Origin of the sequence: Rhizobium sp. CCGE531 (genome assembly GCF_003627795.1) — a bacterium.
Lineage (GTDB): Bacteria > Pseudomonadota > Alphaproteobacteria > Rhizobiales > Rhizobiaceae > Rhizobium.
In genome coordinates, this window is record NZ_CP032685.1 from 1,175,972 (window position 1) to 1,189,699 (window position 13,728).

The following is a 13,728-nucleotide window of genomic DNA, read 5'->3' on the forward strand; positions in this document are numbered from 1 at the left end:
CGACATGACTAGCGATCTGAAGATCGGCTGCCAGACGTTTACATGGGAAATGCTGGGCAGCGCCTGGACCGGAACGCCCGACGGTCTGCTCTCAGCCATTTCCGCGGGTGGTTATTCGGGCATCGAAATCACCGATACGATGATCGGCCGCTATGCCGATACGCCGCGCGAATTCGCCAAGGCGCTGAAGGAGAGTGGTTTGCAGCTCGTATCCTTCGCCTTCGGGTCCAAAAGCGGCTTCACGGTTGCCGGAGCGATGAAAGAGGATCTGGCGGCGGCGCAGCGCTGGATCGACTATGCCGCGCAATTTCCCGGTGCGCTCGTCTCGGTCGGCTCGGCCACCGTCGTCTCGGAAGGACCGCGCGACGACAAATTCGCCATCGCCGCCGAGTTCTATAATCGCGCCGGCACGCTCGGCAAGGCCGCCGGCGTCGATGTCGCCGTCCATCCGAGCTCGCACCACAACACCTTGCTTTTCGACCGCGCCGACTACGATCGCATATTCGCTCTGCTCGATCCTTCGTTGGTCGGCTGGGTTCCCGACACCGGTCATATATTGCGCGGGCACAAGGATATCCTCGACACGATGCGCACCTATCAGGACCGCATCCGCTACCTGCACCTCAAGGATGTCGATGCGAACGACCGATGGGCGATGCTCGGCAAGGGCATTCTTGATACGCCAGCCGTGATCGATCTCGTTGCGAAAGCGCCGCGCTTCAATGGCTGGCTGGTGCTGGAAGAAGAATCAGAGACCGCAGCGGCCGATCCCGCCGCAGCGGTCAAGGCCAACCGCGCAACGATGCGCGCCTACGAGGCATGAGGAGGCAGATCATGATCAAGAAGGAAAATCGCCGTCTTCGCGTCGGCGTGCTCGGATGCGGACCGATCGCGCAGTTCGCGCATCTGGAATCCTGTGTGAAGGCTGGGAATGCCGACCTCTACGCGATCTGCGACGCCGCCCCCGATCTGCTGGCGCGCATGGGCGCGACCTACGAGCCGGACAAGATGTTCAGCGACTACGACGCCATGCTGGCCGACCCCGAGCTGGAAGCCGTGATCGTCGCGACCTCCGATGCCTATCATGTGCCCATGTCCGTCAAGGCGCTCGAGGCCGGCAAGCATGTGCTCTGCGAAAAGCCGATCGGCGTGTCCGTCGAAGAGGGACAGCAGCTTGCCGATGCCGTCAAGCGCTCGGGAAAAATCCTGCAGGTCGGGCATATGAAGCGTTTCGATCCGGCGCTTGAAGCCGCGCGCGACTTCGTTCGCGACGACATAGGCCAGATCTTTGCGATGAAGGCGTGGTATTGCGATTCCACGCATCGTTATACCAATACGGATGCCGTGCAGCCGCTTCCGGTCACCAGTAAGCTTGCGCGCAAGCCGGCAGGCAATCCCAAGGCCGATCTTAGGCAATATTTCATGCTGGCGCATGGCTCGCATCTGGTCGACACCGCCCGCTTCTTCTGTGGCGATATCGTTGCCGTGCGCGCCCGCCTGCTGGAACGCGCCGGCGCCTATTGCTGGTTCGTGGAAACAGAATTCGCCAATGGCGCCCTCGGCCATCTCGATCTGACGGTGGCCGTGCGCATGGACTGGCATGAAGGCTTCCAACTTTACGGCGAGAACGGCTCCGTGCTCGCGAAGACCTTCAATCCCTGGTATTTCCGCGCAAGCGAGGTCGAGATCTTCCACGAGAAGGATGCGACCAGCCGAAAGCCGCTCGGCGCCGACGGGCATTTCTTCCGCCGGCAGCTCGAAGGGTTAGCCGACACGGTTCTGAATGGCGCTCCCATGCGTGGCGCCAATGTCGAGGACGGCATCGCCTCCATCCGCGCGATGGTAGCAATCGCACGGTCGGTGGAGACCGGTCAGCGCGTCGAGCTGGCCTCCGTGTCGGGAGCGGTTTGATGCAGCTCGGAATCTTTGCGAAAACCTTTTCGGGAACCGATCCGCTGAGCGTGCTGTCGGCGGTACGCGACAGCGGCTATGCCGTCACCCAATTCAACCTCGCCTGCTGCGGATTGCCATCCATGCCCGACACGGTACCGGACGCCGTGACGACCGCGATCCGCAAAGCGGCGGATACGACCAAAGTGTCTCTGGTCGCCCTGTCTGGAACCTATAATATGGCCCATCCCGACATGACAGTGCGGCAAACGGGCCTGCGCCAGCTCGCCGTGGTGATCGAGACGGCGGCGACACTCTCCATTCCGCTCGTCACGCTTTGCACGGGCACGCGCGACGCCGATGACCAATGGGCCTATCATCCCAGGAATGCCGACCCCTCGGCCTGGGCCGACATGGCGGCGGAAATGTCGAAGGCCTTGGCGCTGGCGGAAAAGCATGGGGTCGATCTCGGTATCGAACCCGAACAAGCCAACATCGTCACCTCGGCTACGGATGCCAAGCGGCTGATCGCCGAGATGGGGTCGGCGCGACTGCGCATCATCCTGGATCCGGCCAATCTTTTCGAGAAGGCAACGCCAACCGAGGCGCGGGCCGTTGTCGAACGGGCAGTCGAGACCGCGGCCGGGCACATCGCAATGGCGCATGCCAAGGATCGTTATGCCGACGGACGGTTTGCGACCGCCGGTCGGGGCGTCGTCAATTTCCCCGATTTCATCGCCCGGCTGAGATCGACCGGCTTCGATGGTGCGCTTGTCACCCATGGCCTGTCGGCAAAAGAGGCCCCGGACGTTGCCGGCTTTCTGCGGGAGCTGGTTTAGTGGACGCAACGGCATTTCATGCGCGTGATGATGCAAATCTCGCCGTCTTCGACAACGGACAGGGATTGCCGGTGCTCTTCCAGCATGGCTTGGGCGGTGACGAGGCTCAAGTTGCGCAGACTTTCCCTGAGATGGGAGAGACGCGGCGGATCACGGTTGAGTGCCGTGGACATGGAATGTCGTCGCTTGGCAGCGCGCGACCCTTTTCCATCAGGATGTTTGCCGAGGATGTCATGGCTGCTGCCGCCGAACGCGGGCCTGAGCGCCTCGTCGTCGGAGGCATTTCGATGGGCGCGGCACTTGCCCTGCATCTCGCCCATCATCATCCGAGCCGCGTCGCGGCGCTCATTCTCGTTCGCCCCGCCTGGACTTTCGAAGCGGCACCGGACAACCTGGCGCCGATCCGCGCGATAGCAGCCTTGATCCGCTCGCATCCGATCGAAAAGGCCCGCGATCTGTTTGCCCGTTCTGAGATCGGCCGGGACATTCAGGTGAACGCCCCCGACAATTTCGCTTCCCTGCTCGGCTATTTCGATCGGCCGGACGCCGTCTCTTTCGCGTCGGTGCTGGCCGACATCGCCGCTGACGGGCCGGGAGTATCGCAGGCCGCTGCCGCCGCCCTTGCCGTTCCCACACTCATTATCGGCAACCGGCGTGACGCGATCCATCCGCTCGCCTGCGCGCAGACGCTCGCCAGCATCATTCCGGGCGCAGAATTTGTCGAAGTCACCCCCAAGGCTAGCGACAAGCAACGACATTTTGCCGAAGTCCAGGCCGCGATCGCGCATTTCCTTCTATCCAAAACAATCCGGAGCCTCGTTCCATCATGACATCCAAACCCCTTTCCGGCCCGGCGGCCATCGCGGCGCTTCCCCGCAACCGGCTCCTGGGCGAATTCTCGCTCTGGTCGGCCGATCTTGCCAACATGGAAACCGACCTCAAGCGCATAGAACCCTATGTCGACCTGCATCACATCGATGTCGCCGATGCCCGCTTCACGCCGGGGTTCCTGTTCTTTCCGGATTTTGTCGCGCGCATCGCCAAGTCCACGACAAAGCCCATGCATGTCCATCTCATGGTCGAGGCTGAAATCGTCGAGGAGCAGACGCGCCAATTCATAGAGGCGGGCGCAGATCTGATCAGCGTCCATGCCGAAAACGGCGCTGCCGGCTTGCGGGCAATTGCGCTCGCCAAGGAGCTGGGTGCCGAAGCCGGCGTGGTGCTGCGGCTCGAAACGCCCGTTTCGGCGATCGAACCCTTCATCGAGCACGTCGCATTCGTGACACTGCTCGGCACCTCGATCGGCGTCAAGGGACAAAGCCTTTCCGAAAAAGCATGCGACCGGCTGATCGACGCGCGCTCGCTGCTCAAAAAGGCGGGCCGCGAGGATCAGATCATACTCGCCGCCGATGGCGGCATTCGCGAGCAGACCGTGCCGCTTCTGCGCGCGGCCGGAGCGCAGACGGTGGTTCTCGGATCGCTGGCATTCGGCGACAAGAACCTCGGCGACCGGATCGCCTGGCTGCATGGACTGGAGAGCCGGGTTTCGTGAAAAAGGTCGCTCTTGCATTCGATCTCGGGGGAACGGAGCTTCGTGCCGCGCTTGTCGATGACGAGGGATGTCTTCTGTCGTTCTCGGCGGTGTCGACGCATGCGGCTGGAGGGCCTACCGCCGTCATCCAGCAGATCGAGCTGCTGGCAGCCACGGTGCTGGCGCAAACGCCCGATCTTTCCCCGATCGGGATCGGCATCGGCGCACCTGGCCCGCTCGATCCGGAAGCCGGCATCGTCATTGCGGCGCCGACCTTGGTCGGATGGCACGAAGTTCCTCTGGCGGACATTCTCTCCAGCCGCCTCCAGCTGCCGGTACGGCTCGAAAACGATGCGAACGCGGCAGCCCTCGGAGAATGGCGATACGGCGCCGGGCGCGGCGCAGGCTCGATGGTGTTCGTCACCGTATCGACGGGTATCGGCGGCGGCGTGATTGCCGATGGCCGGATTCTGCATGGCAGACGCGGTCTGGCTGCGGAGATCGGCCACATGACGATCACGAATGAAGGTGAGCGGTGTTTTTGTGGCGCAATCGGCTGCTTTGAAGCCGTCGCCTCGGGAACAGCGCTTGGCAGACGGGCGACCGCGCGCACCCGCCCGTCCGACGGCTCGATGCTGCGGCAGTTGTCGAACGACGACGAGGTCACCGGACGACATGTCGTCGAGGCTGCGCGGAAAGGCGACGCGGCGGCGCTGGAACTGCTTGATATCGAGGCGCGGTGGCTGGGGATCGGCTTCACCAACCTGCTTCATCTCTACTCTCCCGACGTGCTCGTCATGGGCGGAGGAATTTCGCATGGCTTCGACCTTCTGCATGATCAAATCGTGGCGACGGTTCGCGAGCGCGCCATGCCCGCCTATCGCGACGTGCCGATTGTTGCCGCACGGCTCGGACGCCATGCCGGTCTGATCGGCGCTGCCAGCCTTATCTTCGGTAGCGAAGGACGGGGCGACCCTGCGCCTACGGGCAAGGAAAACATGGACAATCCTGGCGCGGATACACCCCCCGACAAAAAGGAGGCCAGCAATGGCTGATCTCAAGCTCCGCGACGTTCGCAAATCCTACGGCGCCGTCGAGGTGATCAAAGGCATTGATCTCGAAGTGAACGACCGTGAATTCGTCGTCTTCGTCGGCCCTTCGGGCTGCGGCAAATCCACGCTGCTGCGCATGATCGCCGGGCTGGAAAGAATAACGGGCGGCGATCTGATGATCGATGGCACTCGTTCGAACGACATCGATCCATCTCAACGCGGTCTGGCGATGGTGTTTCAATCCTATGCGCTCTACCCACACATGACTGTCGCTGACAACATGGGCTTTGCGCTGAGAATTGCCGGGGTCTCCATAAGCGAGCGCGATCGGAAGGTCAGGGAGACCGCGCAGATTCTGGAGCTCGCGCATTTGCTCGATCGCCGGCCGAAGGATCTGTCGGGCGGTCAACGCCAGCGCGTGGCCATCGGCCGGGCGATCGTGCGAAATCCGAAGATCTTTCTGTTCGACGAGCCGCTTTCCAACCTCGACGCTGCGCTTCGGGTCAATATGCGGCTGGAACTGATGCGCCTGCACGACGAGCTTGCCGCGACGATGATCTACGTCACCCACGATCAGATCGAGGCGATGACCATGGCCGACAAGATCGTGGTGCTGAATGGTGGCTGCATCGAACAGGTCGGCTCGCCGCTCGCGCTCTACAATCATCCCACGAACATCTTCGTGGCCGGCTTCATCGGCTCGCCGAAGATGAATTTTCTGCCCGCAACGGTCGAGACCGTCGTTCCGGACGGCATATCCGTCACGCTACCCGGCGGAAGCATCATTTCCGTTCCGGTCGCTTCCGGCTCGGTAAAGGTGGGTTCGAAACTGACACTCGGAATCCGCCCCGAACATATCCGCATCGACCAGGAGGGCCAGTTTGCGGGACAGATCGTTCTTGCAGAGCGGCTGGGGGGTCTGACAATTCTTCATGTCGATACCGCCTTGGGCCAGCCCCTCGTCGTGCAGGCGGAAGGTGCCGACACTACCCCACTTCACACGCCGATCTCGCTCCAGATCGACCCGGGCACCTGTCATCTCTTCGACGATGACGGAAAATCGCTCGCCAGGCTGAATTGACGGCCGGGCGACCCCACCTTCGCACGCCACCACGAGCCCGCCGCTGACCTCGAACTGATTGACCAGGAGGCTGTTGTCGCTGATCGAGACGACGTTGAAGGCAAGCGGCGCGTCATCGACGAAGTGTGCGTCGCGCTACGGCTCGCGCTGAACGGCTCGCCTTGCAATGTGCCGCCGGCGTCGACATGACTGCAGAAGATGCGCCGGACGCTTCTGCCGCTTCGAAAAGCGAAGCGATTTTGGGATTTCTAGTTGAGATTGCAGCTGGATGATGATCCTATGCTGCCCGCATATCTGACTTCTTTTTCGCCTTCCTGATTCCATCACGCGAGTGGCGCATGTCTATTTCAGATACGATCTACCGTCCCTTCGAAAGGCTGATCCAGCCGCTCGATATCCCCTATCGGCCCCTGCCGTCGAAGGGGCCTGTCACCGTTCTCTGGCATTTCATCTCGATGTTCCGCGGCGTCCTCATCGCGCTCGCTCTATCTTCCATGGCAATCGAGGCCATCAATCTGACAATCGTCTGGGGGCTTTCGATCATCGTCGATGGCGTAACGCAGCAGGGCGCATCCGCCTTCCTGCATAAGGAATGGCCATTGCTGACCTTCCTGGGTCTGCTGATCTTTCCAGCGATGCCCATCGCCTCATTTCTCCTCAACACTCTCAACTCGCACACGCTCGGGGTCGGCATGCCGGCCGCCATCCAGTGGCAGGGACACTTGGCGGTGGAGCGGCAGGATCTCGCCTTTTTCCAGGATCTGTTTGCCGGACAGGTGGCCTCGCGCCTGCAGCAGGTCTCATCCGCCGTCCAGCAGCAGATCATTGCGGCCTTCCAGTCGATTCCACGCTTCCTGTTGCAGATGATCGGCTCGGTCATCCTGCTGTCGAGCCTGTCCTGGCAGCTCGCCGTGCCCGTGGTGGTCTGGATCGCCCTTAATGTGCTTCTCGCGTGGAGAATGGCGCCGATCTTCACCGAACGGTCGCGCAACACCGCCAAGCAGCGCAGTCTGGTGGCGGGCGCCATCACCGACCTCTATACCAATATTCACATGATCAAGCAGTTTGCCGCCGAAGATACCGAGGCTGGCGCCATCCGCCGCATCATACAGAAGTCCATACAGACGCAGCACAGGGAGCAACGCATCTACCGCACGTCGGAACTTACCGTCGTTGCGCTCAATATGGCGCTCTGGCTTGCAATGTTATCCATCGGCTTTTCGGGCCTCGTCAACGACTTCATCACGGTCGGCGAATTTGTCGGCGCCGTCTATATCCTCAACCGCCTGTCCGGGCACACATTCACTTTCCTGCAGATGGGCCAACAGATCTTCCAGGCGATCGGTACCATCAAGGACGCCATGCCTGTCATGACGACGCCGCCGACCATCATCGACCAGTCCGACGCGGCAGACCTGGTGGTCGATCGCGGCGAGATCCGCTTTGAAAAAGTTCGTTTCGCCTACAAGTCCGGCAAGCCTGTCATCAACGACCTGTCGCTGACGGTTCGGCCGGGCGAGAAGGTCGGACTTGTCGGTCTGTCGGGTGCCGGCAAGACGACGCTCGCAAATCTTTTGCTGCGCTTCTACGACATTGCCGACGGCAGGATTAAGATCGACGGGCAGGACATTCGCGCCGTGACACAGGCAAGCCTTCGCCGCGCCATCGGCGTCATCGCGCAGGATGTGGCGCTGTTGCACCGTTCGGTCGGCGACAATATCCGTTATGGGCGACCGGAGGCGACGCAGGACGAGATCCAACACATATCCCAGATCGCGAGCGCCGACGCCTTCATCGCCGACCTCACGGATAGCGAAGGTCGCAAGGGCTTCGAGGCTTTCGTCGGCGACCGCGGCATCAAGCTGTCAGGCGGTCAGCGCCAACGCGTCGCAATCGCGCGCGTCCTGTTGAAGGATGCGCCAATCCTGGTGCTGGACGAGGCGACCTCGGCCCTCGATAGCGAATCCGAGGCCGCCATACAGGAAAAGCTCGCCCTTGTGATGGAGGGAAAAACCGTCATTGCCATTGCGCATCGCCTTTCAACCATCGCCAGAATGGACCGGATCGTCGTGCTCGATGGCGGGCGAATTGTGGAAGAAGGCAGGCCGGAAGAATTGGCGCAGCAGGAGGGTCTGTTTGCGCGGCTATGGAGACGCCAGACCGGCGGTTTCATCGCCGAGGAAATCAATTAGGTGGACCGGGGGGAGAGAGGCATCTCGTCACGCTGGCCGAATGGCGGATCTCGCATTTCGAAGCAAGGCCGCATCGTCTCCGGCCACACAATCTGTCAAAACGTTCCTGCCGGAAGGATTTCCCAGCGCGACAGGCTCGGGTTTGCGATCGCAACGGCCGAGACTAATTAAATGCCAGACCAAGGCGAGACGGCCGCATTCTCGCATTTATCCGCCAAGCGACACTCCTCGTTTCGTTTTTGACCCTCTCTGAGGGAGCTTAAAATTAATACTTCAAGGTAGACCTCACGGACTGGTCGGTCTACTATCCTCTCGTCAGGGTTGGATTTCTTATCTGCTGGGGGAGATAGATGCTGTTCGGCAGCAGCTTGGTTCTACCGCTTTTATTGCTCGTAATGACGTCATTTGGAAACTGGCCATCAAGCCGCAACAGTCGTGACGGTGCCTAACGTTCACCGCGCGCTGATCGCGGTATTTTGGTTGCGAGCAAGCAATGCGGTTGCCATGGCCTTCTGAACCCCGCCTCGCAGGAAAGCGCAAGACCGCCCCCTTCTTCCGGGCGGACTTCCATTGGCTGGATGCGCGCGAAGGCAGTTTGCGTGCGTTCAACGACTGAAATGGCAGGGAAGTCACCATCGCAATCCAGATGGGTGTCACAGAAGTCATTTAATATCTGATCTCCTTACTTTGTCGCGATGACGTATTTTGTTTCTGGGAAGGGGTTGTCTCACTTCGAAGGTCGGCAGTTATTCATCCAACATAGAGGCCAATATTCGAGAATTTCCATCCACGCTCGTGCGGGAGCAATAGCCATGGAAGCGAATTGCTGGGTGCAGTACTCGGGAGAGGTTGCCGAAAATCTGAAAGAGGAGATCGCGGTTGCACTGGCAAGGGAAGGGATCGCGATCGTGCCACCCGGTGACAGCGATACTGGGTGTTTGGGGATATTTTTCATAGCCTTTCCCACGGAGGGCGCGAAATTTCCATTTCGCGCCAATGAAGACCATGTGATCGCCGTTGTCATGGCATCGAGCGGTTCCTCACAACTGGAAGGCTGGGATCTGCTGTTGGCGGGAGCCGCCGACGTGCTCTACTGGACTGACCTTGACAAGGTCGCTGTACAGATAAAGGCGCGTTTCCAACGGAAGTTGTTCGTCGATCAGCTCTTCGAGACGTCCGGTTTGGGCGACGTTGTGGTGGGAATTAGCCGAACGTGGCGCAGCCTTCTGCGGGACATCGCTGAAACCGCCCATTTTGGCGACACGCCGATCCTGTTGATGGGAGAAAGCGGCACGGGTAAGGAAGTCACGGCCCGGCTTATTCACGAGCTGGATCCTCGCCCTCAAAAGCGCGATATGGTGATCCTCGATTGCTCGACCGTCGTTCCCGAATTGTCGGGAAGTGAATTTTTCGGCCATGAGCGTGGCGCCTTCACCGGCGCGCTGAACGAACGTCATGGTGCATTCGCCTTGGCGGATGAAGGTACCCTGTTTCTCGACGAGGTCGGCGAACTTCCTCTTACGCTGCAAGCTCAACTCCTGCGTGTAGTCCAGGAGCGCAGCTATAAGCGGGTGGGCGGCAGCACCTGGCACCGCACGCGCTTCAGGCTGATATGCGCGACCAATCGCGATCTTGCCGACATGGTCCAGAAAGGGACCTTCCGCGCTGATCTGTATTTTCGCATTGCGGGCTTTGTGACCCGCCTCCCCCCGCTTCGTGAGCGGACCGAAGACATTATCCCCCTCGCGCGTTACTTCATTCGCAGGATGTCTGGTTCAAAGCGTCCGCCGGTGCTCGACGATGCCGTTTGCCGTTACCTCATGGAGCGGAGCTATCCGGGCAATATTCGTGACCTGCAGCAGGTCATCGCGCGCCTGCTTTATCGTTGTGCCGAAGACGGCATGATCAGCATCGGCTATATCCCGCGCAACGAGCGCCCGGCCGATTTCTCCAAACTCCAGGATTGGCTGGATGATAATTTCGAGACCCTGATCCAGCGGGCGGTGCTGCTTGGTGTCGGGCTCAAGGAAATCGGGCGTGCCGCCGAAGATTGCGCCATTCGCTGTGCGACGCGCCTTGAGAATGGCAGCCTGCAGAAAGCGGCGCAACGGCTTGGCGTCACGGATCGAGCCTTGCAGATCCGGCGAGCCAATTCGCGCGACCTCACGGATCGCCGAATTGGCGAGGTCCGGCCGCTCAACTAAGTGTTTCCCAGGGGCATTACGCCGATCACCAAGCATCGGCGTTGCAGCTGCCGAACGGCCAGGGCAATGTCGTCGATTCTGAACGAACCCGGATAGCGGCAGGCCCCTCACCGCTATCCGGAATTTGAGCAGCGTCCTTCTACTGCAAGCTATCGAAGCGACGCAGGTTGTTCTGGCGCATGACCTTGATCAACATTGTGGCGTAGTCGGGACCCGTCGCATATCCCGCCTTGTGGATTTCGCGTGCGAACGCTTCCGCATCATCTTTGACGCTGAGCGCCTTGGCATACCGCTTGTTGCGCAGGAAGAAGCGCGCATGTTCGGTGATGCTCTCCTCGAAGCTGTTATATTTGGCGAAGGCAGCCTGGATGGTGATCCATTGACCATTGACATATTCCTTGGTCGGCACGGTTACGCTGCCAGCCGGGCCTTTGCCCTTGATGCCGAAGAGATTTTTGGCCGAGCCGATCGTATGTTTACCCCAACCCGTCTCGACGATCGCCTGAGCTACCGTGACGGACGCCGGCACTCCGGTAGCGGCCATCGCCTTGCGAGCCCTTTCCCCTACAAACTCTATGAACTCGGCATGGCTGAGCGATTTCAGGTCGCTGGGTTCGCCTGACGGCACCGGTTGAGGCGATGGCCCCGGGCCGGACGAACCGTGCGCCTGCAGGAAGCTAGCCCCTTGAAGACGCTCCTTCCAATGCGTGATGGGTACATAGTTGTGGCGACCATCCTTGGAGGGCTGGACGACGGCGTTGGCAACATGTTTGTTCCGCAACGATTCCGCAAGCTTGGCCGTCGGCGACCCCTTGATGTAGTAGATGTAGCAACGCGCGCCCGCACGCGCTCTGGCCCAATCGGCCCAGAAACTGTCGTCGCCGCTATTATATGTGCAGTCGAACCCCCAGCATTCGCGCAGATTCGCCAGGGCCTTGTCATTCCCGCCGGCGATGCGGCGCATCGGCGAGCCGCCACCGCTATGACAGGCGAGGATCAGATTGCCGAGCGCCGACGGCACGCCCTGCCCCAATACTCCCAGTACTTGGGCAAGGAACTTGTCCAATCCGCCTGCCTTGACAAGAGTTCCGGCCTCCGACCGCGCACCCAGCGTCGGGGCGACCAGCACGATATTGCGACCGCTCTCGTTCACGCCTTCGCGGAAGGCGCCATAGGGGACGCGAGCTGCATTCCAGTACCGGTCGATGGCGAGCCGACGGCTGTTGTCGCCCTTATGTCCATGTAGCCACAGGACGATGTCCGTGCTGCGGCCGCTGACGAAGCCGTTGGGAACGAAGATGCCGGTCATCGGCTCGGCCTTGATGCCGAACTTGTCGACGATGGAAAGATCGATCCTGGCATAAAGCGTTGTGCGTGGCGGCGCGCGCTCGGTCTTGATCACCGAGGGCACGGCGACGTGAGGCAGCGGCACGACGGAGGGAACGGGGCCTGGAGAAGGCTGAGGTTGGGGTTGGGGTTGGGGCTGCGGCTTGATGGATCCGCCCACGTCTTCGGCGCGGATGATGCCATAGAACTTGGCCCCTTTGAGCCGGCCCTTTGCATCAATCGGCACTTTGACCATCAGCACGGTGCCGTTGCTGCCTTTATTGCCGCCGATCGCCAGCAGATGATCTGACCTGACGGCCACAACCACATCGCAATGGCCGGGGTCGCCAGGCTTGACGCTGTCATAGGTGACCGGCTTGTCACGCCAATTGCAGATCAGGTCGCCCACGCGCGGCGCGATCTCGGTGGGGCGGTAGGCCTTGAAGGGATTGGCGTTGTTTTCGGCGCGGTTCTTGCGCGCGGCAGCAAAATAGATCGAATGGGAGGCCGCATATTTAAAGGCGCCGCCAGCGCCAGCCTTGCGCATTACCCAGCTGATGAATGCCGCGCTCCAGTAATGCGCCTTCTGGAAGGCCGGCGAGGCCAACTGGGCGGTGGTGTAGCTGATGCCAAGCCCGGTCTTCCAGTAGTCCTGAAGCATGGGCAGCGCCCGGGGCTCCGTCTCGGAGAGCTTGCCCTTGTTCCAGAGGGAGTACTGCTTTCGGGCGATGCTTGCCGCATTGGCCGCAATTGTAGCGGCCGGCAGCGGGGCTGGACCGGGAGCAGGCGCGGGTTTCCTCCTTCTCGGCGCCGGTCGGCTGCGGCGCCTTAGTGGATGATAGGCTTCGATGTCGAATTCCAGTTCGCCCGCTGCCGCGCCGTCAGCAGGCCCTGCCGTGGCGTCCGCCGGAGGTGCGTCAGGCGGCGACGGAGCTGGTTCCGCGCCGGGCGCTGCCGCCGGGGCGGGTGGTCCCATGGCGCCGGCGCTTCCCGCACCCTGTCTAAGCGCAGCCTGCGTCTCTGGTCCGACCAGGCCGGTGACGGGCAGGCCTTGCCGCTCCTGGAAGGTGCGGACGGCGCTGCGCGTGGCCGCCGACATGTTGCCGTCGACAGGAAGGCGCAGGCCGAGCTGATCGTTGAGGCTGGACTGGATCCAGCTCACGAAATCAGAGGGCATGCCGCCATCATAGGCTGTTGCCGGGTCGAGGGCCGCTCCGCTCCACGGATTGCGCCAGCCGCCATGGCCGCGACCGAAGTAGCGTTTGCCGTAGCGTCCCGTCCAAGGATGGCCCTGCTGTCCATCGGTCGTCGGGAATGGCCGCATGCTGCCTCCGAATGAGCGGAACGATGAGGGAGCCTGATCACCGAAACGCCCCTGTGCCGTCCGGAACGGCGGACGCGAAGCGGATCCGCGAAGGGACGTGCGGGATGGCATGCGATAGCGTGGGAAAAGTGTCGCTGCGCGGCCGGCGCGCGCCGAGCGTGTCATTCCACCGCGGCGGCGGAACTCCTCCTCCATTTCTGCTTCGTTCTCGAACGCATGCTCGAAAGTTTCGAATTCCAGTTCCGAGCCGAAAGGCTCGGGATTGAACCGCAACAATTTTTCCATGGCT

General features: G+C 61.3%; 10 protein-coding genes. 9 read left to right on the forward strand and 1 reads right to left on the reverse strand.

Features of this window, described 5'->3' with window-relative positions; translation table 11 throughout:
• Positions 1-4: 4 nt before the first annotated feature.
• From CCGE531_RS25015 to CCGE531_RS25055, 9 genes are all read left to right on the forward strand, one after another.
• Positions 5-823: a sugar phosphate isomerase/epimerase gene (locus CCGE531_RS25015; protein ID WP_120668775.1), complete on the forward strand. Its 819-nt coding sequence runs from the start codon at positions 5-7 to the stop codon at positions 821-823.
• Positions 824-834: 11 nt separating this feature from the next.
• A complete protein-coding gene (locus CCGE531_RS25020) occupies positions 835-1,911 on the forward strand; it encodes a Gfo/Idh/MocA family oxidoreductase (RefSeq protein WP_120668777.1) in 1,077 nt (358 codons plus the stop codon).
• Entirely contained in the window at positions 1,911-2,729 is an 819-nt protein-coding gene (locus CCGE531_RS25025; protein ID WP_120668779.1) for a sugar phosphate isomerase/epimerase, read from the forward strand. The genes CCGE531_RS25020 and CCGE531_RS25025 overlap by 1 nt, the downstream gene beginning before the upstream one ends.
• Positions 2,729-3,559, forward strand: coding sequence for an alpha/beta hydrolase (locus CCGE531_RS25030; RefSeq protein ID WP_120668781.1), 831 nt, complete (start codon positions 2,729-2,731; stop codon positions 3,557-3,559). The genes CCGE531_RS25025 and CCGE531_RS25030 overlap by 1 nt, the downstream gene beginning before the upstream one ends.
• Positions 3,556-4,281 (forward strand): ribulose-phosphate 3-epimerase, encoded by a 726-nt coding sequence (locus CCGE531_RS25035; RefSeq protein WP_120668783.1) that lies wholly within the window; start codon positions 3,556-3,558, stop codon positions 4,279-4,281. Before CCGE531_RS25030 ends, CCGE531_RS25035 begins: the two co-directional genes overlap by 4 nt.
• Positions 4,278-5,315 carry an ROK family protein gene (locus CCGE531_RS25040; protein WP_120668785.1) on the forward strand — a complete coding sequence of 346 codons (1,038 nt, stop codon included), beginning with the start codon at positions 4,278-4,280 and terminating at the stop codon, positions 5,313-5,315. Before CCGE531_RS25035 ends, CCGE531_RS25040 begins: the two co-directional genes overlap by 4 nt.
• On the forward strand, positions 5,308-6,393 hold the full coding sequence (gene ugpC, locus CCGE531_RS25045) for a sn-glycerol-3-phosphate ABC transporter ATP-binding protein UgpC (protein WP_120668787.1): 1,086 nt from the start codon (positions 5,308-5,310) through the stop codon (positions 6,391-6,393). Before CCGE531_RS25040 ends, ugpC begins: the two co-directional genes overlap by 8 nt.
• 338 nt (positions 6,394-6,731) lie before the next feature.
• Positions 6,732-8,585, forward strand: coding sequence for an ABC transporter ATP-binding protein (locus CCGE531_RS25050; RefSeq protein ID WP_120668789.1), 1,854 nt, complete (start codon positions 6,732-6,734; stop codon positions 8,583-8,585).
• An 812-nt stretch (positions 8,586-9,397) separates the two neighbouring features.
• Positions 9,398-10,789, forward strand: coding sequence for a sigma 54-interacting transcriptional regulator (locus CCGE531_RS25055; protein WP_120668791.1), 1,392 nt, complete (start codon positions 9,398-9,400; stop codon positions 10,787-10,789).
• Positions 10,790-10,928: 139 nt separating this feature from the next.
• On the opposite strand, the gene CCGE531_RS25060 is transcribed toward CCGE531_RS25055, so the two are convergent.
• Positions 10,929-13,724: a DUF2272 domain-containing protein gene (locus tag CCGE531_RS25060; RefSeq protein WP_120668793.1), complete on the reverse strand. Its 2,796-nt coding sequence runs from the start codon at positions 13,722-13,724 to the stop codon at positions 10,929-10,931.
• Positions 13,725-13,728 lie beyond the last annotated feature (4 nt).